Source organism: Acinetobacter calcoaceticus, from assembly GCF_016508255.1.
GTDB lineage: Bacteria > Pseudomonadota > Gammaproteobacteria > Pseudomonadales > Moraxellaceae > Acinetobacter > Acinetobacter calcoaceticus_E.
This window is the reverse complement of the sequence record NZ_JADVKT010000002.1, coordinates 143,809-170,310: the sequence shown is the minus strand read 5'-3', so window position 1 is coordinate 170,310 and position 26,502 is coordinate 143,809. Positions and strand designations below refer to the sequence as shown.

26 protein-coding genes and 1 riboswitch are annotated in these 26,502 nt (G+C 35.9%); of the genes, 8 read left to right on the top strand and 18 right to left on the bottom strand.

What is annotated here, in order from left to right:
- Positions 1–154: 154 nt before the first annotated feature.
- The 9 genes from I5515_RS04795 to I5515_RS04755 all read right to left on the bottom strand — a co-directional run bounded on the left by I5515_RS04795 (position 155) and on the right by I5515_RS04755 (position 10,420).
- The gene (locus tag I5515_RS04795) at positions 155–1,432 is read right to left on the bottom strand and encodes a type VI immunity family protein (RefSeq protein WP_199965007.1); all 1,278 of its coding nucleotides are present in this window, start codon (positions 1,430–1,432) and stop codon (positions 155–157) included.
- Positions 1,433–1,718: 286 nt separating this feature from the next.
- Positions 1,719–3,002 (bottom strand): DUF3396 domain-containing protein, encoded by a 1,284-nt coding sequence (locus I5515_RS04790; protein ID WP_199965006.1) that lies wholly within the window; start codon positions 3,000–3,002, stop codon positions 1,719–1,721.
- Positions 2,999–3,997 (bottom strand): hypothetical protein, encoded by a 999-nt coding sequence (locus tag I5515_RS04785; protein ID WP_199965005.1) that lies wholly within the window; start codon positions 3,995–3,997, stop codon positions 2,999–3,001. The genes I5515_RS04790 and I5515_RS04785 overlap by 4 nt, the downstream gene beginning before the upstream one ends.
- 2 nt (positions 3,998–3,999) lie before the next feature.
- Complete coding sequence (locus tag I5515_RS04780; protein WP_199965004.1) at positions 4,000–6,831, bottom strand: type VI secretion system Vgr family protein; 2,832 nt, start codon at positions 6,829–6,831, stop codon at positions 4,000–4,002.
- A gap of 520 nt (positions 6,832–7,351) precedes the next feature.
- Positions 7,352–7,906 carry a TetR/AcrR family transcriptional regulator gene (locus I5515_RS04775; RefSeq protein ID WP_199965003.1) on the bottom strand — a complete coding sequence of 185 codons (555 nt, stop codon included), beginning with the start codon at positions 7,904–7,906 and terminating at the stop codon, positions 7,352–7,354.
- 632 nt (positions 7,907–8,538) lie between these two features.
- Positions 8,539–8,727, bottom strand: coding sequence for a hypothetical protein (locus I5515_RS04770; protein WP_199965508.1), 189 nt, complete (start codon positions 8,725–8,727; stop codon positions 8,539–8,541).
- A gap of 146 nt (positions 8,728–8,873) precedes the next feature.
- On the bottom strand, positions 8,874–9,335 hold the full coding sequence (locus I5515_RS04765) for a hypothetical protein (RefSeq protein ID WP_199965002.1): 462 nt from the start codon (positions 9,333–9,335) through the stop codon (positions 8,874–8,876).
- Positions 9,336–9,425: 90 nt separating this feature from the next.
- Positions 9,426–9,566 carry a hypothetical protein gene (locus I5515_RS04760; RefSeq protein ID WP_199965001.1) on the bottom strand — a complete coding sequence of 47 codons (141 nt, stop codon included), beginning with the start codon at positions 9,564–9,566 and terminating at the stop codon, positions 9,426–9,428.
- 386 nt (positions 9,567–9,952) lie between these two features.
- Complete coding sequence (locus tag I5515_RS04755) at positions 9,953–10,420, bottom strand: hypothetical protein (RefSeq protein WP_199965000.1); 468 nt, start codon at positions 10,418–10,420, stop codon at positions 9,953–9,955.
- Positions 10,421–10,830: 410 nt separating this feature from the next.
- Between I5515_RS04755 and I5515_RS04750 the strand changes: the two genes are divergently transcribed.
- Positions 10,831–10,983: a hypothetical protein gene (locus tag I5515_RS04750; RefSeq protein WP_199964999.1), complete on the top strand. Its 153-nt coding sequence runs from the start codon at positions 10,831–10,833 to the stop codon at positions 10,981–10,983.
- 232 nt (positions 10,984–11,215) lie between these two features.
- Here the strand turns inward: I5515_RS04750 and I5515_RS04745 are convergent, their stop codons facing one another.
- Complete coding sequence (locus I5515_RS04745) at positions 11,216–11,455, bottom strand: hypothetical protein (RefSeq protein ID WP_199964998.1); 240 nt, start codon at positions 11,453–11,455, stop codon at positions 11,216–11,218.
- Between the two features lie 613 nt (positions 11,456–12,068).
- On the opposite strand from I5515_RS04745, the gene I5515_RS04740 reads away from it, so the two are divergent.
- Positions 12,069–12,260, top strand: a complete 192-nt coding sequence (locus tag I5515_RS04740; RefSeq protein WP_199964997.1) for a hypothetical protein — start codon at positions 12,069–12,071, stop codon at positions 12,258–12,260.
- 147 nt (positions 12,261–12,407) lie between these two features.
- Here I5515_RS04740 and I5515_RS04735 read toward each other — a convergent pair whose 3' ends face one another.
- The 4 genes from I5515_RS04735 to I5515_RS04720 form a co-directional block, all read right to left on the bottom strand.
- Positions 12,408–12,773, bottom strand: a complete 366-nt coding sequence (locus tag I5515_RS04735) for a hypothetical protein (RefSeq protein ID WP_199964996.1) — start codon at positions 12,771–12,773, stop codon at positions 12,408–12,410.
- Between the two features lie 491 nt (positions 12,774–13,264).
- Positions 13,265–14,263: a sodium:calcium antiporter gene (locus I5515_RS04730; protein ID WP_199964995.1), complete on the bottom strand. Its 999-nt coding sequence runs from the start codon at positions 14,261–14,263 to the stop codon at positions 13,265–13,267.
- A 10-nt stretch (positions 14,264–14,273) separates the two neighbouring features.
- A riboswitch (yybP-ykoY riboswitch) is annotated at positions 14,274–14,475 on the bottom strand.
- A gap of 38 nt (positions 14,476–14,513) precedes the next feature.
- On the bottom strand, positions 14,514–15,446 hold the full coding sequence (gene dmeF, locus I5515_RS04725; protein WP_199964994.1) for a CDF family Co(II)/Ni(II) efflux transporter DmeF: 933 nt from the start codon (positions 15,444–15,446) through the stop codon (positions 14,514–14,516).
- A 106-nt stretch (positions 15,447–15,552) separates the two neighbouring features.
- A complete protein-coding gene (locus tag I5515_RS04720; RefSeq protein ID WP_199964993.1) occupies positions 15,553–16,743 on the bottom strand; it encodes an MFS transporter in 1,191 nt (396 codons plus the stop codon).
- Between the two features lie 103 nt (positions 16,744–16,846).
- Here I5515_RS04720 and I5515_RS04715 point away from each other — a divergent pair, with 103 nt between their 5' ends.
- From I5515_RS04715 to I5515_RS04695, 5 genes are all read left to right on the top strand, one after another.
- A complete protein-coding gene (locus tag I5515_RS04715) occupies positions 16,847–17,758 on the top strand; it encodes a LysR family transcriptional regulator (protein WP_199964992.1) in 912 nt (303 codons plus the stop codon).
- Positions 17,759–18,028: 270 nt separating this feature from the next.
- Complete coding sequence (mutS, locus tag I5515_RS04710; protein ID WP_199964991.1) at positions 18,029–20,668, top strand: DNA mismatch repair protein MutS; 2,640 nt, start codon at positions 18,029–18,031, stop codon at positions 20,666–20,668.
- Positions 20,669–20,729: 61 nt separating this feature from the next.
- Positions 20,730–21,260: a GNAT family N-acetyltransferase gene (locus I5515_RS04705; protein ID WP_199964990.1), complete on the top strand. Its 531-nt coding sequence runs from the start codon at positions 20,730–20,732 to the stop codon at positions 21,258–21,260.
- Between the two features lie 344 nt (positions 21,261–21,604).
- Entirely contained in the window at positions 21,605–21,928 is a 324-nt protein-coding gene (gene fdxA / locus I5515_RS04700; RefSeq protein ID WP_003650851.1) for a ferredoxin FdxA, read from the top strand.
- 131 nt (positions 21,929–22,059) lie between these two features.
- Entirely contained in the window at positions 22,060–22,782 is a 723-nt protein-coding gene (locus I5515_RS04695; RefSeq protein WP_199964989.1) for a D-Ala-D-Ala carboxypeptidase family metallohydrolase, read from the top strand.
- Positions 22,783–22,827: 45 nt separating this feature from the next.
- Here I5515_RS04695 and I5515_RS04690 read toward each other — a convergent pair whose 3' ends face one another.
- Positions 22,828–23,274, bottom strand: coding sequence for a GNAT family N-acetyltransferase (locus I5515_RS04690; protein WP_199964988.1), 447 nt, complete (start codon positions 23,272–23,274; stop codon positions 22,828–22,830).
- 201 nt (positions 23,275–23,475) lie between these two features.
- Between I5515_RS04690 and I5515_RS04685 the strand changes: the two genes are divergently transcribed.
- A complete protein-coding gene (locus tag I5515_RS04685) occupies positions 23,476–24,144 on the top strand; it encodes an O-methyltransferase (protein ID WP_199964987.1) in 669 nt (222 codons plus the stop codon).
- Positions 24,145–24,260: 116 nt separating this feature from the next.
- Here the strand turns inward: I5515_RS04685 and I5515_RS04680 are convergent, their stop codons facing one another.
- From I5515_RS04680 to I5515_RS04670, 3 genes are all read right to left on the bottom strand, one after another.
- Complete coding sequence (locus I5515_RS04680; protein ID WP_016138696.1) at positions 24,261–25,103, bottom strand: universal stress protein; 843 nt, start codon at positions 25,101–25,103, stop codon at positions 24,261–24,263.
- 155 nt (positions 25,104–25,258) lie between these two features.
- Entirely contained in the window at positions 25,259–25,870 is a 612-nt protein-coding gene (locus I5515_RS04675; RefSeq protein WP_199964986.1) for a DapH/DapD/GlmU-related protein, read from the bottom strand.
- Complete coding sequence (locus I5515_RS04670) at positions 25,863–26,462, bottom strand: IMPACT family protein (protein ID WP_199964985.1); 600 nt, start codon at positions 26,460–26,462, stop codon at positions 25,863–25,865. The genes I5515_RS04675 and I5515_RS04670 overlap by 8 nt, the downstream gene beginning before the upstream one ends.
- Positions 26,463–26,502: the final 40 nt, after the last annotated feature.

Below are 26,502 nucleotides of genomic sequence, written 5' to 3'. Positions count from 1 at the left end.
GCACTTTAAAGCGCCTATTTCTAAAATTGCATGGTTTTTTTGACATCATCATTTATCTTAAAAACCATGTAGTTTGTTGAATATTCTTGATCAGTTTCATCAGTAAAAGTCAGTGAAACCCAATTAAATAAAAAATGCCCTTACGGGCATTCTTTTATTCAATCAAATACCAAATGGTTTCACCCCAAGAATTATCTTCAATCTCTGGCATGATTTCACCTTCTGCAAAGTAGCGCTTTTCCATATTATTTGCAGGACTATACCACTCACCTGTTTTCGGACAAATTTCTCCAGCTAGTACCTTAATTTTATTTTGTTCTAACTGTACTGCATGAAGCTTATTAACTCGTTTTCCTTCAGGCCAATCACTATCTTTATCAAAGCGAGCAATCCATTGTGGAGAGTTCTCTATATCAAATCTTGGGTTTGGATCATCATCCCATGCATCTAAAGTAGTTAATTTTAAATCATTGCAACGGATTGGCTTAATAAGCTCATTTGCCATTATCAATAAATCTGGAATACCCTCTTCGACTGGGTAAAGTGACAATTCTCCAAGTCGAATCCACAGACTAAATTTTTCAGGATCTGTTGGATCTGATAATTTAGTAATCTCGATTCGTGAATCATTGAGTTTTAAACGGATTTGCTCCTCGCTTAAGCCTAATTTGTCGATCCAATAAGGTGAAAGTAAAAAACACCATGTAGGAGTACGTATTCCTGCTGCTAATGATGGTGTGTAGATAAAGCCATCTGGATCATCATGGGTATGGCTCATATTACTAGGATGATCGATATCTAAACCATAGAAATAATCACTAAAAATGCGCTCTACGATTTCAAATTCAGGTGAATTATAATTAAAACTTGCAGGTGTACCACCAATTTCATAACCACTATAGGCCTGTATTGGATTGAGTTTAATTAGGCATTGCTGTACAAACTGATACCAATGTTTTTTATGCTCTTTGTACCATTTTTCATTAAAAGACAGTTTTAAACTAGAATATCTTAAACCATTATTCCTAATAATACCTTGTAAAGCCCATCTTGCACTTTGAACTGGTGAGTCCGCTGTCGTTGCAGCTATAAAATAAACAGAATACTTTTTGTAGCTTTCATACATTTCATCCAGTAATTGCTGACGAGTTCTTTGCCATTTATCAGCTTTCTTCCATGCACTTGAATTACACCTATATTTCAATTTAAATAACTTATCAATTATTTCATTTTCAAACTCTTCATAAATATCTATGATTTTATTGGCTACGTCTTCCACTTCATCATCTTGATGATAAATATAAAAGGTAATGTATGGACAAATACCAAACTCCTGATCTTCCTCACCATAAATAATTGAAGTATCAAGTGGAATATCCCGTACTAATTCAAAAATCTCTTCATCATTTAAATAAGTTTCAGAAGTACTCATGTAATATTCCTTAATTGGTTTTACGCTTTTTATTCGTTGTAGCTGGCTTCGACTCTTTAGCTTGTGTAGTTGATTCATCTTCGGGATAGCTCAACAATGATAATTTAAATCTCTCATTGGCTTGTAGCTTTGCTACTGAACTTGGTCTTTACGAACAATTAAATCAGCTCCATCACCTTATGCCTGTATTTCGACTTTATTTAATTCCTCGTATACACACTTGCATACATGAAAAAGCCTATCCGCTAGATAGGCTCCTTATTAATAAATTAAATAAATAAAAATATTATTCATTTTCGTTATCTAAATACCAAATGGTTTCACCCCAAGGGTTATCTTTAATCTCTGGCATGATTTCACCCTCTGCAAAGTAGCGCTTTTCCATATTATTTGCAGGACTATACCACTCGCCTTTTTTCGGACAAATTTCTCCAGCTAGTACCTTAATTTTATTTTGTTCTAACTGTACTGCATGAAGCTTATTAACTCGTTTTCCTTCAGGCCAATCACTATCTTTATCAAAGCGAGCAATCCAATGTGGAGAGTTCTCTATATCAAATCTTGGGTTTGGATCATCATCCCATGCATCTAAAGTAGTTAATTTTAAATCATTGCAACGGATTGGCTTAATAAGCTCATTTGCCATTATCAATAAATCTGGAATACCCTCTTCGACTGGGTAAAGTGACAATTCTCCAAGTCGAATCCACAGACTAAATTTTTCGGGATCTGTTGGATCTGATAATTTAGTAATCTTGATTCGTGAATCATTGAGTTTTAGGCGGATTTGCTCCTCGCTTAACTCTAATTTGTCTATCCAATAAGGGGAAAGTAAAAAACACCATGTTGGAGTTCGTAACCCAGCTCCAAGAACAGGTAAATATTCAAAACCATCTTCATCATAATGAGAATGAAATGCCATAGCAGCTGGATGATCAATATCTAATCCGTAAAAGTAATCGGTAAATATTCTTTCTGCTGTTTCAAACTCTGGAGAAATTGATGATAGTTGTGTGCTATTTCCAATTTCATATCCACTATATGATTGAATTGGATTAAATTCTTTCAAGCATCTTTCAACAAATTCTTCCCACTTATTTTTATTATTTTTATACCATTTACTACTAAATGTAATCTTTAAATAAGAGTAGGCGCTAGCCTGGGATAACATCGCCGAATATGCCCATTGTGCACTTTGTAGATTTGAGTCAGCACTTGATGCCCCGATAAAATAAAATAAATCTGAATCTAAGGTTTTAGTCACGTCATTTATGATATCTTTCTTATTTGGTTTCTTTTTAACAATTTTCTTCCAATGGCTATCTTCATTTCGATAGAATAAGTTTAGTGGTTTATCAATTATTTCTTCTTCCAAAACATTACAAATAGATAAAATTTTATCGGTAATTAAAAGCAGCTCATCATCACTATTTAAAATATAGAATGTTATAAATGGGCAAATGCCAAACTCTTCCCCTTCATAACCATACATATAATCACTATTCTGATCAAATCCAGATAAAAAACTTTTAATTTCATTTTCAGATAAAAATAATTCCGACGTACTCATTTTTTCCCAGTAACTCCTTTAGTTTTACTTTGGGCTGGTTTCTTCTCTTCTAACATTCCAGCATCCTCAGGATATCGGAACAATGATAGTTTAAACCCTTCATTGGCAGTAACTTTGCTAGTAAATTTGGCTTTTGCGCATTGTAGCTTCAAATCATTATATGCTTGGAATTGACTATCTTTAATCACATCATTCTGAAATTTAATTTCAACCAACGCAAAAATATTACTCAAAGTTAAAGGTTCACCACGATATTCAGGAATAATAATATCTGCACCAATTACACCTTTACCTTTATAAGGCATCGGCCAAAATGGATTTAGTTCTGAACCCACCCTTTTTATACGTGTCTGTCCCGCTAACTGGGGAGCTAAATATTTCTTAGTTTTTATCTCATAACCAAAACATACTTCTGATTTTAAAGGACTACGCCATTTTAGAAGTTCATCCATAAACTCAAACATAAAGTTTACGGCAAGCTGCTTTAGTCTAATAATAATATATTCATCAACACTGGCTCCGGCTAATTCTTGAGCCGTCATTTTTAATAACTTTGCAACAATATCTACCTTACTTTTAGGAATAACATCTTTTAATTTTTTACCTTTTTGTTTTCTTAACTGGATCATCGGCAAATGATCCGCTTTCTCACATATTTGGCTAATAATAGGTCTAAAAGGAATTTTCTGCTTTATTGCCGCAGTAATTACATTACTTTTTACCTGTGGTCTTCCAGAGGCCGACTTTGTAGCATTAGTTTGTTTATCACCAGTGGTTAACGTCGTTAATAATACTTTTTCACTTTGCCGATCAATCTTGTCAGTAATCTCCTTATCAAGATTTTTCATTATTTTCTTAATTTCTTCTTTTGCCTTTTTAATATTATCTTGATAGTTTTTAACGTCATCGTAAGCATTTGCTGCTGTACGATACAACTCATACGCTGTTATGGCATATCCAGCCAGTTCAATTATTCCAATCACTACAGGAAGCATAATTATTTTCCTCCTGAACTCATTTTCTTAGCCACCTGTTCCAGCTTAGCTTCCCAATTCTCAGTAATACGCTCACTTTCTCTCATTACAGATTTATAACCTATGATTCTTTCTCTATTCTCAGTCACTACTTGTTCAGTCAAACCTTGATTATCAGTAACGGCTTGCTTTATTAAGTTATTTTTTGAGTCATAAATAGAGTATTTATAACCTTGAAAATTTCTCCCATCTGCTTTAAATAATTGATATTGAGCAGAATAAGGAGATTGAGCAAATTCTAATTTCGGCAACGCAGGAACATTCGCATTCGCACTCCCGCCTCCCATAAACTTATGCTGCCCAGCCTTCACTTCAAACTTGCCACCACTGACAGGGAAAATGCCTGAACCATTGAGTTTCACTTGAGACCCATTTGCAGTCAGATTAATTTCAGTTGGACTAGTAATATAAACAGTATCTTCCGTCGAGATAATTTGAACTCCCTTACGGGCAATAAAGTCAGCCCCATCCGCTTGTGCCTGTATCTCAACTTTGCCCTTACCCGCATAGAGTCTAGCCCCTTGTTGTGCTGCAAAAAGGCTAATTTTATTTTGGGCGTGTGCAATCAGGTTCTTTTGAGTGCTTAGGTTAATGCTATCTCCAGCACTTTGGCTTAACTGACCATCCGCACCTATATGAATATCTTCATTACTGGCTAGAACAATACTTTTTGGAGAGGCCAACAGCATTACCGCTGATTGAAACTCAGCAGCCTTTTTAGGATCTTCTTGTTTGAGAATTTCTAAGAAAGCCTGAATGTTCTCAAGCATATCCAGTGGGTCAGTTTGCTGGTTTTTCGCAACTTCACTGAGTGCCTTGGCATTATTAAGGCCACCTTCTATTTGTTGCTTGACGTCGGCTGCGTCTAAATGCGTGCCTTGAGCTTGATCTTGTTTATGCGTAGTAATGAGTAAACCACTTCCAGCTCGAACTGCACCCCATTGATCAGTTCTAAGTTCAAAGCCTTCGCCGCGATCTTCGCTTGTCGCACTGTCTTTTGGATGGCTTAAGTTACCTAAGTTTAACTGACTAGCCCCATGACTGCTTTGTAGCTGAGCACTAATTTGACCTGTAGTGTCATCAAAGCGGAGTTGGTTAAAGCCTTTACCATCAACTTCTTGTGAACAAATGCCACTCAGCTTTTTAGTGTCTGGTAGTTGTCCTTTCTGGTCAAACTGCGTTGGATGCCGTTCAGCTTCGTGAATACGTCCCACCACAAATGGTCGGTCGATGTTGCCATCAAAGAAATCAATCACCACGATCTCACCAACACGTGGCAAGAAGCGTGCCCCATAACCTTTTCCAGCCCACGGGGTTAAAACATCAACCCAAGCCGAATCAGTGTCATTGTCGTTACTTCCAGCCCCACCATCATGGCGATGGTCATCGGCTCGGGTAAACAGGAAGCGGACTTTAATACGTCCCCATTGATCAACATAAATTTCTTCACCTTCTGGCCCCACTACACGGGCACGTTGTACAGAGGCTTCTGGTCGATCGTGTAATGGCTGATATTCTGGAACTGTCTTGATATTGCGACGTTGTAAAACTAGTTCATTGCCTTGGCGCTCGTCTGTATGACCAACTTGCCAATGGCTTTGTTGAACTAATGCTTGAAGTTGCTGGTTTAGGTCTTTCGGTAAGTTATTTTGGTTGTAGTAATGCTTACCAATGATCAGAAATTCTTTATCTGCCCCACTATGCAGATCAATTTCAGGGTGTTCATTCAGTTCAAACCAGTAGCCAACTTGTGTATCTCGTACCGAGGTTTGAGCAATAAATTGCTTAGACTGGGCATCATGGTGAGCACTTAGGTTCTGGTTAAATTTTTCCAATTGTTGATTACTTGCGGATGTTGCACCATCTTCCCCTTTTAAATCTTGCATCCATGCAGGACTAAAGTGCCATGCATCTTCGAGACTTAAACGTTGATTGTCATAGTTAGCACTATGTTGATGTGTACTTTGTACACTACCTGCCCCATCTGTTTGCTGTAATACATCTGACTGCCAACGCTGCACAAAAACAGAAGTCGGCTGCAAACTACGACCAGCGATCAGACTGGTCATGCTGTCAAATTGTTCGGTTGCATGACTTCGATGGTAACGGATCGTTCTTCTGGTCAGCGCCTGATATTGGCTATTGTCGTCAATGAGGCGTAACTTTTGTGGCTGAATATGATCTGTATTGCTTGGTACAGTCAGCTCAGCTTCATCAATGAGCCAGTTAATACTTTCGCTACGCCAAAGCCGGGTTAAAAAGTCATAGTCACTTTCATTGAGCTGCATAATAAAAGGACGGATATCGTATGTCTGTTTCAACCCGCTTAAATCTAAAGTCAGACTAGATGCAAATAATGGACTTTTCCCCTGCCATTCCTGAAACAGACTCTCAGTAATTTCTTTCACACTCTTGTTCATAAACACACGACTATTTCTGCGTTTATGCCAGAGATAGGTTGGATCATTTATGGTGAGCTTATATAAGGTTAGAGCACCATCACTTTGCCCCTGCGATGCTCCCGTAATAATACCTGTAGTACGGAAAAAACTTCCTTGATCTGTTATCTGATCAACAGCAACCTGCACCCCAATAAATTGTTTAAGTGCAATATGAGCATTAGTTGATAAACAAATCAGCTCTGCTGACATGCCTTGATTAAGATAATGTTGCCCATCTATGCGTTGTAAAAAAACCTGACTATTTAAGGAGGCATCTGAAAACTGGAGATATACCGAACGATGTTGTGAGAGAAAACCAAAACTCTCTAAAATATAGGAAATATTATTAAACATTACGTTTATATAAATTAGAAAATAATATATTCTATTAAATACGTACAGTTCTGTCTATTTTTATCTAACTTTCATTCACGGCTACTAGTCTAACCACCATCTGTCCACTGAAATAACAAACTTAACACTGCAACTCATTGCAATAACCCTATTATGAACGCAGAAATAAAATTTAAAAAACAATCAAAACGAGAAATCATTCTAAACACTGCTACTCAGCTCTTTATTCAGGAAAATTATATAGCTGTTGGTATAGACCCGTATTATTACGGAATCTAAAAACGCTGAGAATATTAAAGAAGCTTTAAAACCTTATTTATTGGAATATCAAAAAAATATTTATCTATCTTATCGCCTAAGCAGCTTATTTCGATCAGATTTATCCCAAAGATCACAATCCTTAATTGAACAATAGTTAAAAAATCTGGTTGATTTGAAGTAATCAGATTTTTAACTAATATATTTTTAAGAGGTCAATAAAATGACTTTTATCTCTATTTATATGAATAATGAACTTATCTCAAATAAGTATCTTAAAAAAACTCTCTATAGCCACATCCCTTTCATCCAAACTATTAGAGCTTAAAACCTGTAGCATCAAGCCATCAATTAAGTTTAAGACGATATGAGCATCAGGATTAAATGCATTGGTTTCCAGACTAAAGACCAAATCAAAAAGCTCTCGAAGTAGCCACTTTCGATATTCAACTGCCATACGGTAAGCCGTTGGATGAAGCAGTTTTATTTCAAAAATGGCTTTAAGCAAAAGGTGGTAAAGACTATTTAAATCGACATGTAAACGGATAATTTCTTTGAGTTTATCACTTGAGGTTCGATAACGATTTGAGTAAATAATGGCAAGCACTTCTTCTTTGAGTAGGCTTTTTTGAAAGACAATACACATTTCAATCAGACCTTCTTTCGAGCCGAAATAGTTATAAAGCGTGGCTTTGGGTATTTCTGACTCTTTCACAATCAGGTCAACACCTGCTGTGTGAAACCCATAAGTCGTTAAGAGACGAATGGAGGTATCAATAATATGTAATTTTTTGGAAGACATTTCTAAATTTGGCATAGTTTTACCGTTATAAATTAAATTTTTGTTGTATGTAAAAGAGATGAAAAAAGCCTGTGCCCTTTTTGGGAGAAAAAAAGGCACAGCAAAGCCGTAAAGACTGTGCTTGGCACATCTCAAGTTTTATTGTTAATGCAAGTTTTTTGAGCCGTAATGACTTAAAGCCTGAAAACCCTAGGGTGATCAAGCTGCTTTAAATTTTTAAGTTGTGTCGTTATAGCTTTTGGCATCGAGAGCCAAGAAATTAAGAATGTACAAAGCCAACTCCTTTTTATTGAGAGTTCTGCCAGACATTAAAATTATGGTGGCAGAACGAAGGGGGTTAGCAGACTGGCCGAAAAAACCCAGCACACCCGAAGGTGTCCCCCTCCGTTCCACCGTAGAGGGGGCGCGAGGGTGTACACACTAAAGGTATAAAACCTTTAATGCTTTTCGGAACGGTCTGCTAAAACCGACTGGCAATGTAGGCCAGCACGCAAAGGATAGTGCTCAACCCTCTTGCAGTCAAGCAAACAAAATGACATTTGTTTTAAATTAGATCACTAAAAAGTGAGGATAAATAATTCAGTTTTATTATTAAAATTTAGTTTATAAACAGGTGTTTTCCCTGCTTAAAATAACGATAAAATTAATTAACGAATATAGATTGGGTCTTCCTCAACAAAAAATACCTCACCTGATGAAGGTAGAATCCATTGATAGGTTCCGTCTATTTTCTTCATTTTTTCTTTTAAAATATTATATATCGCTACAAGATTATGTTTTTCATCATATTCCCCCATATAGCCGAGTTCTTTTTCTTCATGAAACTCTCTAAACATTTTATGCATTTTTACAGCTCTAAGTTCCATATCTTTTCTCCTTTTTATTATCACTACAATTAATTATGATCTTTTTTTACTTCCAATACTAAAAAAAATGTACCAAAATATATCTTATAAAAAATCAACCCAATACTTATTGGAGTTTAGTATTTATCAAATCTAAACTTTTCCATATCGTATGGTATGTCTAGCTTCACACTCCATTGGTTTGATTCTTCACTAATTATAACTGCATCAACTTCAAAAGCATCTCTCTCACTAAAACCTTTTATTTTTAAAAAATTAACAAAACTAGAGGAGTTTATTTTATTAAGATATCCGACCCTTAAAGTATCTATATATACTGCGATTTTATTTGTTTCTTTTTCGAGACATATCACAGCATTTTTAAAAACCTTCATTTTATCACTATTTTCATTGCCGACTAAAGTTATTAATTCTTCTTGGTATAAAATTACAATTATTTCATGTTCAAAAAAATCTTTATTTTCTGTAAATATTTTTCCAGCTATTTTGAGAGTACTTTCAGGGAGCTCCAAGTTAACTTTTGAAAAAAGTTTAAACAAAATATAAGCAAAAATTAAAAGTAATATAATAAAATACATATTAAAATATTCCTCTTAATTTTATAAATTGGCAAAAGAATAGTTATTCTTTCCACCAACCATTTTTAAGAAAAAATATAATTTATTATATTATGATTTTTTCTCATTTTTATTTAGTTTCTCTACATCTTTTTGATCAGGAGTTTTAGGTTCAAACTCTTTACCATCTTGTTGCTGCTGTTGTTGCTCTTTTGATTTGTCTTGATCGCTTTTAACTTGGTCCTGAGACATTAGAGTCTCTCCTATTTAATGGTGTGTAGATGATTATCTAACACTTAATAAACATAGTCCTTTTACCTTTACATAGATACAATACAAGTGTATCCAAATGTGATACTGTTGTTTATTATCATAATAATAAATATTTTAAATTCCTATATTTTCTATTATTTTAATTTTTGCTTCACCACTAATTAAAAATTTTAATTATTAAAACATTCTCAAGAAAACTTTAAAATTTTGATTATAAATTTCACAATCTAGATAAATAAAAATTATAAAATATAGATAAAGAAACACTTTTAGACCTGAGTGAGTAAAATTATTAAAAAACCGCCCAAAAAAAGCGGCTACTAATAAAAAGGGATATAGAAGTGTAGTGGTCAGCTACTTCTAGCTTATAAATAGTGTTTTTTGTTCTTTATAATTCTTTTAAAGTCTTTGGATTTAAAATAATTTGTAATTAGATTTTCAATCTCACTGTTTGGTTCACATGTAATGATCACTCCAGAATTATCGTAAAATTTAAAACCCAAAGGAATAAAATTTCGAATAGGTGGAAGTGTTGGCTTTCCTCCAGTTGTAATTTTTTCAATAAAACTTGCCAACCAAAGGATGTATTCATCTTTATTTTTATAAGCAGGGATTAGACTTAAATCAAGTTTTACTACACAATCTTGCATAGGTTTACTCAAACACTCCTCAAAATCAATAAAGTTATATTTGAGTTTAAAAGGAGTATTTTTAATTTCATCACGAATTATATGAATTAAATCATTTAATCGATCCATAAGTCGATCTGACAGTAGTTTTTTATCAGAAATTTTTTGATAGACTCGTTCTGCTATTATTATATGTAAGGGCATTTTATCTCCATCTCTTCAGGAAGAGCGCCTATATAGTTATTCTACAAATTAAATTATGATGAATATAATGTATTAATATGTAAATTTTAAATATAAATTTGAAAAAACAACAACATTTATGTAAAAACAGAAACAACTTTATCACATTTATTTAAAAACATGATATAAATATTAAATTATGTTTATATTTTAAGAAAGTTAAGTAAAATAAATTTAAAATCTTTGTTAATTCATGCATTTCCTACATTTCAATTTCACTACTCTAACTAACATATAAGTTTTTTAAGTATCATTTCGATATTAAAGTATATAAAGGAACATATCTCTACATACTCCTTCCATAACTACCGTAATGTAAGTCAGTTAAAGGTGTACTATCAAGTTTCCCTACACTTATTAAGAAGTTTAAAATGTCTGATTTCAAAGACTTTTCAAAAAAAGCAACCCAAAATCAAAATGATTCTAATTCAAAACCTAATGAGGAAACAACTGAAAAACCGGTCCACTCCCCTAAATCAGGAAACTCCTCATCAACTAAAAACAATGAAGAAAAAAATAAGTAGATGAAATTTAAATAATATTCAAGAAGCCAAATATATTTGGCTTCTTGAATATTATTTTTTATAGTAAAAATTATTTCATTTTATGAAAATTCAAAAACTATACATGATATTATTTTCAAATTAATCTATTGCAATGCCAAATTCTTAGCATTAAATTTTTCTAAACTCAACCACTCTCCAATCAAATCTACTCCATTACATATATTATTGTTTCGAAAAATTTACAATCTAATTAATTTTTAAATTTAGTTAAATCTTTTGAATTAAAATCTGCGTCGATATGTGTTTGTATTAATAACACAAGTTCTTCATTTACTTGTCGAATTAGCTGTACTTGTAAGCGGCCATCTTCAATCTCATCAATTAACCGAATAATAATATCCCGTAGCCACTCGCACTCGATTTCTTTCTCTGCATTTTGTTTGGTGAGATAATTCAAAATTTTATCTTTTTCAATTGATCGATCTCCCATATAGACACCTAAAATTTGAACTAAATGATTTTCTTTAGATTACATGATAAAAAATTAGATTAATGAATAATTATGTATAAATAAATTTCAAAAATTAAATCTAAAAATATTTAAAATTTATTTTAATTAAGAAGATAGCCTCAAAACCAACCCTCTTTTTGAGTAAATTATTTATTTTAATTTAGGTAACTAAAATCTCAAATTCAGTATTAATTCAACTCTTTTTTTCCTGATAGAAGTCAAGTTATTTACCTATCTAAATGAAAATACTCTTTATTATATTGAGAACCATGATCAGAATAATGGTTGTCTACTTTGAAAGTATTTTGATCAGCCTTTCTTTTTGACTATCAACTATGCCACCGCCAATAATTGATCGCAATTATCTATAATACACATAAACCTGTTGCTTGAAGCAAGGTTTATTATCCGTAATTTTCACCATTTAACAAAATATTTTAATTTTATTTTATCTACTTAAATTTACAGGTAATAAAATAAGAAATTGTATATTTAAAATACTTTAATATGTAATCTTAAGGCTTTTCTTTCCAATTTTTACATCATTTAAAAAACAACCCTTCTTTGATTAGATAAATATCTATATGCTGCAATGACCCACTCTGCAAGAACGGACTATCCACTACGCAGAATTTTGATAGGTTACCGAGCATACACAAAATTGATGTTATGCTCATCTTTCGCAGATGAAGTCATGAATTCTGCAATTGATCCAAACAAACGAAAATATAAAAAGTTAAAAATCAAAGTAACCAAAGATGATAATCAACTTGATCTTGAATAAACTAATGAAATTGACTAATCTATTATTTTCTTATAGACAAGTGATTTAATGAAACAAGAATGTAAAATTTATTTAAAAAAATATTAAAATTAAAAAATTTGGCAGCTAGAATTTATTAAAATTTAATTTATTGATTTTATTATTTTTTTAATTCAAAAGTGTATCATTAATTTGATTACATGCTGTTACTGCATGAACTAATGGGGCTAACTTATTTAAAAGATCAATTAAACTTGGCATATTATATGCTACAAAATAATCTACATTAGCCCCTATTGGACAATATTCAATTAAATATTTTGGGAGTGTAGAATCATTTTGTAACTCATATACTTCTATTGGATTTCCAAGTATTGAATCATCTATTTGATAAACCCCAAATTTTCCAAAATATCCAAGTGCAATTATAGCTTTAGATATATCCTTTTCATTAAATAAAGTGAGGTAAGCGGCAATAAAATTATGCTGGTGAGTCCATCCCTCTTTATAATGATATCCCCATATTTCATTCATTTCAAACCTCGCTTACTTAAAAAGTAATAATGACCGAGATCATCAAATTTAACAGATCCCATTGTAATATTCAGTTGTGAGATAGTAATAGCAGGAACTCTTCATTATCATGTGGTCGCTCAGCAATAACAAAGCAAAGTATAAGCTGTATCATTTAAATTATTATTTTTCATCGAATAAACAGCTTTAAAAAATAATAAGATGAAGCTACAAGGTTTATCCCCTGTACAATACAGAAATCAGTTTTTAAAACCGCTTAATTAACGGTCCAACTTTATGGGTCAAATCATTCCACGTAGAGAGAGCACGAGGAGCTAAACACTAAAAGTATGAAACCTTTAGTGCTTCTATGAAATCGGTCCATCAAAACCGACTGGTAATGTAGAACAGCAGGCAAAGGATAGTGCTCAACCCTCTTGCAGTAAAGCACACAAAATGACATTTATTTTAAATTAGATCATTAAAAAGTAAGGATAAATCATTCAGTTTTATCAAAGATAAATGACAACTAGAAATGCAAAAACAGCATACAAACCACTTACTGCGACCAACGATCGATCGTTGACTACACCACGTCGGAACAAGCTCCAAAGAAATATAATAGCCAATGTGGTGATAATGCCCGATGCTAATAACAGCGAATCAAAGCGCCACGGTGTGAAGAATATCCCCAATGCACTCGGTATGGTAGCCTGAATCATCATCGCCCCAGAAATATTCGCTAAAGCTAAACGCTCTTTGCCTTGGCGTACCCAAATCAGAGCATTCATGATTTCAGGTAATTCAGTAGCTACGGGGCTTAGTAACAAGGCGACTATGTGAGGCGGCCATTTTAGGAGTGTGCCAATCGCTTCAAGTTGAGCGACAAAAGTGTGTGATGCAAAGCTAATCACAACTAAAGCCACTAATACTTGTAGACCAGCCCAACCTAAAGATGGTTCGTCTGTATTTGGACGAAATTTGAGGGGTTCAAGTTCTTCTTCATCTGAGGCTGTGTCAGCTTCCTTAATCTCACGCCAGACATAAGCTGCATAAGCCGCTAAAAACAACACGCCTAACCAAGGCTTGATTGCAAAAGCCACTAAACCAAGCGCTACTTTTAATACAAAGATGGCAAGGAATGAAACTTGATCTCGACTTAAACGAGCGTAATCAACTTGTACTTTATGTGAGGTTCGGGCCAACTTCTTACGATGAAGGATTAATACCAGACCAACTACGGCGTAACCCAAGGTAGCCAAAACAAGTGGACCACCCATGGCAGCCCCAACACCAAGGTCTTTTTGTTCTGGAGTATTACCAAATACCACGGCCATGAAAGTCACCGCACTCTCTGGTAACGCTGTACCAAAAGCTGCGAGCACTGAACCTACTGCGGTTGCACCAAGATTAAGACGTTTACCAAACCATTCAATTCCGTTAACGAAATATTCACAGGCTAGGTAAATTGCCCCGGCGGACAAAAAGAATAAGATTAAAGTGAGGAGCATAGGAATAGTTCCAGCCGGGCGAATAAGAAACCATTGGCGCGACAACGCTCCTCGCCCGACTAGCAAAGTACGTTGCGGCCAAAGGTCTCGCCTAGCTCATACTGTATATATACAGTGGCTGAACACGCCATGAGACACTGATCTCAAGTTTGTTGACGTGTTCTTCCTAGTTGGGTACTAGGAATGGCTACTCCCCAATGACAATGCTGTGGATTTTAGCAGTGATTTAATCGAAACTCTACAGAGAGGCTCAGACAAAATGTATTTCTACACTGGCATGGACAATTTCTTCATGAATAGACAACGCTTTTTTGACCAAATCAGGTGTTAAATCTGATCTATTCGTTTCTAAAGCCAAAATGCATGAAAATTTTTCTTTACCCACTTTCCATACGTGTAAATCCGTAATTTTCACTTGGGGCAATTGTTCAATCACTTCTTGTATTTCAGCAACAACTGGATGTGACATTTCAGCATCTAATAAAGTTTTTCCTGTGTCACGTAAAAGCCCCCAAGACCACTGCGCAACCAGTATGGCACCCACGATCCCCAATAAAGCATCTAAAAAGTTCCATCCAAAATATTTACCAGCAATAAGTGCAACTATGGCTAATACCGAAGTTACGGCATCGGCAACCACATGAATAAACGCAGCCTTATGGTTTAAATCGTGATGATGATCATGGTGGTGGTGACTATGCTCATGATCGTGATGGTGATCATGTTCATGAGTATTATGTAATAACCATGCGCAGATTATATTGACAGCCAAACCGACAACAGCAATAGGAATCGCTTCATTGTAATGAATATCGACGGGATGGAGCAATCGATCAATAGACTGACCTCCCATCAAGATAGCAACAACCATTAATATGATTGCACTACTATATCCCCCCAAAATTTCTATTTTCCACGTTCCGAAACTAAAGCGTTTGTCATAGGCATAACGGCGGGCCATTTTGTAAGCAAAATAAGCCAGCCCTAACGCAACCATGTGTGAACTCATGTGCCAGCCATCAGCCAAAAGTGCCATGGAGTTAAATATCCATCCACCCACAATTTCAAAAATCATCATTAAGGCAGTTAAGATGGTCGCTATTAGAATTTTATTTTGAGCCAGAGGGTTTCCCTCATCGAACTGATGAGAATGGTAGCGTTCTAAATTACTGTTGATTTCCATATATCTGGTCTTTTATTCATACTCCCCCATAGTATATATTTTTTTCACAAAAAAATATGTCGTATCTCTCTTGAAATAAGCAAAATTTTAAATAGCGACTTTAGAATTATCTCTGATGAAAACGTTGAGCCAGTTTCTTTTGCAGAATAATAATAAGAATTGGAAATCCTGATGCGGATATTGCACATATCACCAGTAACTTGTTTAGATTTTGTGGTGTCATGCCATGATCAGGTAATAGAAAAGCGGACAGGAAAAATGCGATGGTTGTAACCAGATACATGATTGATGTCTGTAATGAAGAAAATCCAGCTCTTTGTCTATCGTCAGGAAACTGAATCGAAACCACCGAAGATGACACCAAACGACTGTAAGATGCACCGAGAAATAAAGTAATAAATAACGTCGCATGCTGATAGCCTAGAATTGGTATGAGCAAACTCAATATAAAGACAATGGTCGAACCTGTAGCCAACATCAAAGCAGAAAAACGGGAGCTTAACACCCCTGTAATTTTTGTAGACAGATAACCTATCACGCCCCCACAGAAAAAGAGCCAAGGCAACAAGTCTTGCGAAGCGCCCAACTGCTGTGTCATTAATGGTGCCAGAATAGGAATGACCAGCATTGGACTAAACTGTACAAGCGCATTACCAGAGGCGAACAATAAAGTATTCGCATCGAGAGGCTGCTTAGGGAGCGTGTCTAAAGAGACTGGGTCTTTGGGTATAATGGATACAATCAATGGCAAAGCCAACACACACAATGCACTTATTATCCACAAAGCCACATGCCAACCATAATGTGTGCACAAAAATAATATCGTGGGCGTTCCTACAATGCTTACTATCGAAAATGAAGCAATCACTGTCGCCAACATTTTTCCACGCAAATTAGACGGCGCGTTGTTTATTAATATACTGATACCCACGCCCATTGTCGTACCGCCAACCAAACCTGCACAAAAACGTAGTGCAAGCAGAAGACTAAAACTGGATGTGCATGTAGTCAAAAGTGTCAGTAGAGCTAATAGCACCATATTGGCGATTAAAAAATGTTTCTTATTGAAATGACCAATCCAGTAAAAAGCAATAACTCCCGAAAGGACAGCACCAAGTGTATATATGCCGGACACATAGCCAGAGAATGATACAGGCACTGCGAAATCTGATGCCATAAAAACAAAAACAGGGTTGAACACCATATATTCCAGCGCATTCGTGAACTGGACAAAAGCAATTACAATGGCTATCCGCATGAGGGCTTTATGATTAAATGTTTGTGTGCCTAAAGGCATAGCAAGCAACCTATGGATGAAAGATATCCGAGTTTAACTGCTATCAATGGTGTTTATTATATGGTAGAAATGACACTCATTATTATCAAATATGGGACAATTGATGCGTTCGGCTTTTGACTTTAATACCCTGAAAGTGTTTATTGCTGTGGTTGAAAGAGAAAGTTTTGTTGGGGCATCGAAAATCCTTGAAATACCAACATCAAACGTTAGTCGTTGTATTTCTCAGTTAGAAGAAAAATTGGATCTTCAGCTCATTGAGCGTAGCACCCGACATATGAAACTCACTCAGGCGGGGCAACTACTCTACACCCGAGCAAAACCATTACTGGAAGCACTTGAGCAAACTGAGACAGAATTAACGTCGCGGCAAATGCAACTCAAAGGCCCATTACGGATCTGTATTCCCAATGAAATAGGTCCTGCATTGCTGGGTTCTGTTATTGCCGATTTTGCTTGTCAGTACCCAGACCTAGAGATCAGCTGCGTTACTAATTTGTCAGGTTTCGAATCTCTGCGAGATGATCTGGATTTAGCAATCATTATTACCCGTGGTCAGATGGATAACAGTGACTACATTGCCCGTCATTTGGTGACTATCCCTTGCACCATTGTTGCAGCCCCCTCTGTCATTCAGCGTTATGGTACCCCTACTCATATCCAGCAATTTGAAGAATTGCCCTGTATTACAACGGTAAGTGCACTCAAAGGTGCCCCTTGGCAGTTTGTCAATAAAAAGGGAGAATTCGAGACCATCAAGGTTAAAGGGCATTATCGGGTAAACAGCGGAGAGATGGCAGGACAAGCTGCGATATCAGGTGTCGGTTTTGCAATTCTATCCAAACAAGCCTGCCAACCCTACATTAGCGATGGACGTTTAATCGAGATTGAATTCGAACAATCAGCAGCTCCATTGCAATTATTTGCACTTTATTCAGATCGCCGTTACTTACCCGCTAAAACAAGAGCACTCATTGATTTTATGCAGCAGAAATTGAGTGATAGTTTAAGCTGATAAGGCCACTTTCTTTTTGCTGTTTATTTCCTCAACTATTTTAGGAATCCTTTTTGTCAATCAGCTTCAATTTGTTAAGATTGCAACCGTGAAAATTTAAGTTAATTTCACACACTGTTAACCCAATATTGACACTAAAAAAGGTACACTTAAACGTATACTTTTTTCTTAGATTAAGTCAGATTTACACAGAAGTTGTTAGAATTGGTTGGATAACCAAACTTTCAAAGTTAACTTATTTATTATTGATTTTTTAAGGGTTTAATACGCATGAATAGCGCTGAAATCATGGCTGACTTATCTTCTCATACACCTATGATGCAGCAATATCTGAAAGTCAAAACGGACTATCAACATGCGTTGCTGTTCTACCGTATGGGTGACTTTTATGAACTCTTTTTTGAAGATGCTCATTTAGCAGCCAAACTTTTAGGTATTACCTTAACTCATCGTGGTAAAGCCAGTGGCCGACCTATTCCAATGGCGGGTGTTCCCTATCACGCGGCAGAAGGTTATCTTGCACGTCTTGTCAAAGCTGGGCGCACTGTAGCCATTTGCGAACAAGTTGGGGAAGTGACAGGTAAAGGTCCGGTTGATCGTAAAGTTGTTCGTATTCTTACTCCGGGTACTTTAACTGATGATGCATTACTCAGTAGTTATCAATCATCTAATTTAGTCTCATTATGCATTCATCAAAACCAGATTGGTTTCGCTTTACTCGACTTAAGCGCAGGCATTTTTAAAGTTCAACAGCAAGATTACAAGCCAGAACAATTGCCGATTGAACTTGCGCGTTTAATGCCAAGTGAAATTTTGATTGATGAAGATTTGGTCGATACTCATATTATTGAGCAAATTAAAAAACACTTAGATTGCCCCGTGACCAAACGTCCAAATGTAGACTTCAATCTAAATAATGCACAAAAAACCCTATGTGATCAGTTCACGGTATCAACGCTTTCAGGTTTTGGCTTAGACACATTGCCTTTAGCTAAAGCTGCTGCCGCTGCACTCATTCACTATGCAAAAGAAACACAAAAAACTGCATTACCACATATTCGTTCAATTCAACTTGAACAAAGCACAGACTTTATTGCGCTTGACCCAATCACGCGCCGTAACCTAGAAATTATTGAACCATTATTTGAACATGGAACATCATTATTCCAACTGGTAAATGACTGCCAAACTGCAATGGGTGGCCGCCTATTAAGCCGCACACTGATGCAACCTGTTCGTGATACTGCATTGCTCGATGCTCGTTTAGATGCAATTGAGCAACTCATTCAGGGATATCATGAAACCCCTGTTCGTTTAGTGCTTAAAGAAATTGGTGATATTGAACGCGTGCTTAGCCGTGTTGCTTTAGGCAGTGCGCGACCGCGCGATTTAGTTCAACTTCGTCATGCATGTGCACAAATTCCAGCTTTAAGAACGGCGCTAACATCAGTCATTCAAGCAAAAAAATCAAAACTACTCGTTCAACTCGATCAAGAACTTGGTGATTTTAAAGCACTTCATCAACACTTAATGGCAGCGATTGTTGAAAATCCACCTGTATTACTTCGTGATGGCAATGTAATTGCAGAAGGTTATGATGCCGACCTCGATGAATTACGTCAAATCCGTGATCATGCAGGTCAATTCCTCATTGATTTAGAAATTAAAGAGCGTGAACGTACTGGCATTAATACCCTTAAAATCGGTTATAACCGTGTAAGTGGTTACTACATTGAACTGACTCGTGCTCAAGCAGAACAAGCACCAGCAGACTATATCCGTCGTCAGACGTTAAAAAATGCTGAACGCTACATTACCCCTGAACTCAAAAGTTTTGAAGATAAAGTACTGTCGAGCGAGTCGCGTGCATTAGCACGTGAAAAAGCATTATTCGAAGCTTTACTTGAAAATCTTCGCGAAAATATTGCTCATCTTCAAATGATGAGTTCAGCAATTGCTCAAATTGATGTAGTTGCTAACTTTGCTCATCAAGCACGTTTAAACAATTGGGCGCGTCCTGAATTTACCCCTGAAACGGGCATTAAAATTCAGGCTGGTCGCCACCCTGTTGTTGAAGCATTAAATAAAGCACCATTTACTCCAAATGATACTTTCCTTGATGCTCAGCACCGTATGGCAATTATTACTGGCCCAAACATGGGCGGTAAATCAACATTTATGCGTCAAACGGCATTAATTAGTTTATTGGCATACTGTGGTAGTTATATTCCAGCCAAAGCAGCCAAGCTTGGTCCAATTGACCGCATTTTCACGCGTATTGGTTCAGCCGACGATTTATCTACAGGCAAATCGACCTTTATGGTTGAGATGACAGAAACTTCACAGATTCTGCACCATGCCACTAATCAATCACTTGTCTTGATGGATGAAGTTGGCCGTGGAACCAGTACTTATGATGGTTTGTCTTTAGCATGGGCTTGCGTGGTTGATTTAACCAAGCGCGTAAAATGTTTATGTCTATTTGCTACACATTATTTTGAGTTGACTGAACTTGGTAGTGAAGCAGGAATTGATAACTATCATGTGACGGCGCAAGAGCTTAATGGCAATCTGATTTTATTGCATAAGGTTCAACAAGGCCCTGCAAGCCAAAGTCATGGTTTACAAGTGGCAAAATTAGCGGGCATTCCTGCCAATGTCATTAAAGAAGCTCAAAAGCGTTTACGTATTCTAGAGAAACAGCAGCAGCAACATCTACAAACCAGCTTTCAAAACGATTTGTTTGCTCCACCAGATGCTAACTCTGGTTCACAAATCATAGAGAAAGTTGTCGAAATAGAAGTTTCATCCCCTGCTCTAGATTTACTTAAGCAAATTGAAGTCGATAACTTATCGCCACGTCAGGCACTTGAACAACTCTATGAGCTGAAAGCTGCACTCAAATCTTAATAAACCACATCCGAATAAGCAGGCTTAGGTCTGCTTATTCATCTCGGAGAATAATATTTATATGTTTTTAAGATCTTTGCAACGTTCTGAAATCGATCTTATTTGGCAGCAGATTAGCCGTCGTGAATTAATTACTCAAAACTACATACAAAATCAGCAACATCTAAACTTAGTTGATTGTTTTTTTGATGTGCAACATTGGGACGCATATCATTTAGAAAATGACCCACCTAAACTCAAACAACTCTATGACCAAGGTTCAATATTTATCGGTGCATTTGATGCCTCTGAAAAACTCGTTGGCATCAGTGTGGTATCAAATCAGCTCATAGCGGATTACCCTCACGCTAAATTACTCCACTATTTCTATGTAGATGCTGACCAGCAAGGACAAGGCATTGGTGCCAAACTTATGCAAGCTGCAAAAGAGTCCGCCAAACAACTCGGTGCAAAGCAATTGTATATTTCAGCAACCCCAAGTCGACGCACTGTAGATTTCTATATTAAGCATGGCGCACAACCCTTAAGTGCTCCAGATCAACAACTTTGGCAACTTGAACCTGAAGATATCCATTTACTCTGCACCCTTTAGCTCTACCAATTGAAGTGATTTCCAATGAAAAAGCAGAAAATCAAAATTTATAAAAGAAAAAATGAGCAGTTAAGACATTTAATAAAATAGATACCTTGACTTAAATGACATCTAAAGATTTAAAGAAAATATTTTTTAAGTAATTGTTTTATAAAATATATTATTATTTTAATTTTATGGATTAGCACATCTGAAGGATAGAAGATCTATTTGATTATCAACGTATTAACTTATCTTCATATGCATGAATAAAGAATATCAATAAAAGCAATTGTTTGTTTACCCCTTTTTTGCCTAAAATAAGCTATTCGAAATGAAACCATATTTTTTAGGTAGCTGTCGCCATGACCTTTGTTGTCACTGAAAATTGTATTAAATGTAAATACCAAGATTGCGTAGAAGTTTGTCCTGTAGACTGTTTTTACGAAGGTCCGAATTTCCTAGTGATCAATCCTGATGAATGTATTGACTGTGCATTATGTGAACCAGAGTGCCCAGCAAATGCAATTTTCTCTGAAGACGAGTTACCAGAAGGTCAGGAAGTATTTATTGAATTAAATGCTGATCTTTCTCAAAAATGGCCTAACATTACTCAAATTGGTGATCAACCGGCTGACCGTGAAGAATGGAACGGTAAACCTGATAAATTACAATATCTTGAAAAGTAATTTCAAAAAAAGATCAGCAACCGCTGATCTTTTTTATACCCTTTTCAAACATTTCATTGCAAATTCCTCGTAATTTGTGCACTGTTTTGCATTAAAATAGCTGCAATATTTATAAGCTTTTGATTTTTCTTATGCGGAAGTTTTTGCAGAGTATGGTGCCCTTATGCATAATCCCAGCGGTTATGATAGGTTGTGCCAGCTCTCCCCAACACACAACAACAGGCAAAACCTCTCCAAGTGGTAAACGAATCTTTATTCCACAAGAGCGCGTTATTATCGAGCGCCCGATTCCCCCTAAAGTTGAGCCTACTTCCTATCGTGCCTGGTTGAATACAGGTGATCATTATGAACGTGTACGTGAATATGAAAGATTTCTAGCACGTAATGAAGTAGCAGGTATCGTACCAAGTTTTGAATTATTAAGATCGGCTCGTGATTGGCAAAAATGCGGTAGTTCTGAATATGCTGTACCAAACCGTGAGCTATGGAATAACTCCTTATCTACCCTACGCGTATTTAAATATTTAGTTGCCGCAAAAATTTTAACCGACTTTGAAGTGACTTCAGTTTATCGTGACCTGCCTTTAAACCAGTGTGCTGGTGGTGCAAGCTCTTCTAAACACTTGTTTAACTCTGCAATTGATTTCCGAATTGGACCAGAAGTTCCACAGCCACAAGACTATGCTTTTATTGAAAATACAAAGTTTAAATTGTGTCAATTCTGGGCTCAGCATGGTCAAAGTTTAAACTTAGGTGTGGGTTTATATAGCTCCGGACAGATTCATATCGACACTCAAGGCTATCGTACTTGGGGACCTGACCTAACCCGAAACAGTTCAATGTGTAATTTCTAATTAAAAAAACTCCTTTCGATTGAAAGGAGTTTTTACTGAAGCCCACTACAAGCGTTTAGCTAAAGAGCTAAGTTTTGAACGGGTTTTAAAACCATGCTTTTTATAAAAATCTTCTGAAATAGATTCTCTCAACGTATGCAAAACAATGGTTTCTATATTATTTTCTCTACACTTTCCTTCTATATAATTTAAAAGCTTAGAACCAACTCCATTTCTCTGATATTGGTGATGAATAAAAAAATCATCTAAATAATAACGAATTCCTTGTATGGTCGGATGAATATGTCCCATTCCTACGCCAATTAGTTTGTTTTCCCATTTTGCACAAAAGCCAAAAGAACATGAATATTGGAAATAACTCTCAAAATATTTTCTCATTGGTCCTAAATCATCAAATTGCTCATTCCATGGCTCATGACTAAAAGCTGAACAATAAACGTCCATAGCATCTTCAAAATCTACATTTGTGAAAGCACCAAACGTAATATCCATCTTATTTATACATTCCTAATTAAACATTAAAACAATAAGCAAGAAATGAGCCTTTTATGCTCATTTTTTAATTTGAGTAAGCAGCTTAGAAAAAATAATTTGCTTATTCAATAATCAACCAAAATTTCTACAAACGAAGATTTTTGCACTCTAGGCATAAACGTTTAAAATACCCCTATCAACATATAGGTAAATTTGATTATGCAGCAGATGTGGACAGACATTGACGAATATATCGATTCACATTTAATTCCCGAAGACCCGCGACTCGACTATGCATTAAAAAATACCGATGAACATGGCTTTTCAAATCATCTTGCAGTAGCTCCTAATCAAGGAATGTTCTTGCAGATGCTTATTCAAATGAATAAATGCAAACGAGTTTTAGAAATTGGAACCTTTGCTGCATACAGTACAATTTGGCTAGGCCGTGCTTTACCTGAAGATGGTTATTTACTGACGATAGAAGGCCGTGATACTCACGCAGAAATGGCACAAAAAAATATCGATCATGCCAATCTTCCTGTAAAAGTTGAACTTAAAGCTGGCCGAGCCGCAGATATTCTTTCTGCAATTGATCCTCAGTCTATTGAGCCGTTTGATTTTATTTTCATAGATGCAGATAAACAGGGATATCCGGAATACTTAGAATTGAGCCTTAAATTTTCCAGATCAGGTACGATTATTGTGCTTGATAATGTGATTCGTGCAGGGGATATTTTAAATCCAGATAATAAAAAACCAAGTATTGAAGGCATTCGTGAAATGTTTAAAGCCCTCGAAAACCACCCACAAATATTGTCGTGTACAGCCTTGCAAACGGTTGGTTCAAAAGGCCATGATGGCTTCGCAATTGCAATTGTGAAATAACGGTTAAAAAAACAGCTTTTTTATTTTTTTATTTATAATCAATAAATTACTTTTATTACTGTTGCTTTTCCATATAGTTATCCACAAGATTTGCGGATAACTATATGGAAATCTTATTATTTAGCCACAAGCAATGGCACAGTCGCGTTTCGGAATATAGTTGTCGCAATACTTCCTAAGAAGAATTGATGAATCTTGCTATGACTAAATGCCCCTAGCACAATAATTTGAATACCATGTTCTTGTTGGTACTCTAAAATATTTTGTGCAACATCGCCATAGCGGTATACAGTCACGACATCAATGCCTGCTTGTTTAAGGTAATGCTCAGGTTCATTTAAAATTTCTGGGTGATCGCCTACATAAACCAAATGGCATTGGAGGGTTCTCAATAAATCACTTTGCGCAATACGGCGCATCATTTTTTGGCAAGTTGGTGAATATTCATAGGCGAAGATAAATCGTGTTGGTATTTTAAAGTTTTCACCAATCGTCAAAATAGTACAGTTAGCTCCACGAATAAAGTTTTCAACATTACTCCCAATTGGTTTATGTTTTTCGGCAGCTCTTTCCCCGACTCGACCTAAAATTACAATGTCATTTTCATGCAAGAGATTAAAACTTTGCTCTAAAAAATCACCTTTTTCTTGAATTTTTGAACAGGTAATATCGTGTTTTTCTTTAATAAGATCAGAAATATGACGGAGTAAATTATTGCTATAGTCTAAAGCGAGTTCACTTTGTTTTTGTTCCAGCTCAGCTAACTCTTTTAGCAGCATTGCATTGCTTTCAAAGCCAATTACGCCACTAATTTCACCAAGATGATAACTTGCAGGGTAATAGTCTAGAATTTGTAATAATACAAGTTCTCGTCCGGTTGCTTTAGCAACCCATGCTGCTGCATCGGCAATAGCATTAATACACGGTGATGAGTCAATACACGCAATAACACGGTTCATGTCAGCCTCTCTTCTTCAGGTCTATTGCCTTGGAGATTATTATTAAAACTTAGCTTTAACTTAACATAGATAAAAATCTGTATGTTAAGGTTTATGTGTAAAAATCAACTTTTTTGTTTAAAGATCAAACATTTTATTACATTCTTGAGACTGTATTATTCCCTTAAACGAATAAATTTTGCGGGGTTACCACCCACAATATGGTACGGTTCCACATCTTTCGTCACCATACTATTCATGCCAATCACAGCATGCTTACCTATTTTAATACCATCTTTAATACCCACATGTGCCCCCAACCAAACGTCTTGCTCAATTTCAATTCCTTTCGAAGTGACAGGTTGCTGGTAAAGTGGACGGTCTAATTGCATACCATGATCAAATGCATATAAATGGCAATATGCAGCAATACGAACCTGATCATGCAACTTTATGCCGGCTCGTCCTCCATCTAAAATACAATGATGGTTTATCGCAACCTCATTGCCAATTTCAAGAGGTCCATGCAAACTGCAATCTGCTGCGATAAAACAATTATCACCAATAATAATTTTTCGTCCTGGCTCAGCAAAAATATGAGCTAAAGGTGAAATAAAACAATTTTCCCCAATCTCAACAGTTTCCATGTCCATCAAATAAGCCTGATATTCTTTTTGCCATTCTTCAGCCCAAGCACGATTTTTAGGTTTTAAAGTCCAATATAACCATGGCATATAATTTAAACGGTGCTTATGCTGTTCACGATATTTAAGTAAGGAATCAGTCATCAGTTAATTCATCCTCAATTTTTAACGCTTCACGACCACGTGTTACATCTCTTAGCTTTAAGGCAAGTGGCTCAATTTGATGTATTTGTAGTCTTGCTTCGACATCTACACCTGTTGCAGTGTAAGTTTCCTGATATTCAATTTGTTGCTGAGTAAGCTCATATTGAAAGATAGCCCATTCATTAAAGTGACAGGAAAAGTAAATCGTCTTTTTTGCAATGAGTTCAATACGCTCAGCCAAAAGTAAACATTGTCCGGCACAGCCACCGTATGCTCTTACAAGGCCACCAGTTCCGAGTTTTATTCCACCATACCAACGGTTAACCATCACAATAATATTAGTCAGTTCATTCCCTTCAATGGTTGCCAAGATTGGACGCCCTGCTGTTCCTGAAGGTTCACCATCATCGTTAAAGCGAACGTTATGGCCAATTTTCCATGCCCAACATTGATGAGTTGTCGAAATATCTTTGTTTTGTTCTAAAAATTCTTTAACTTGCTGTTCATTTTCTACAGGTACAGCAATGGCCTCAAATCTACTTTTTTTAATTTCTTCTTCAAACGTAATGGGTGATGCAATCGTAAAAGCCATAAATTAAATAAAGCATAAGAAAAATCAAATTATAACGTGA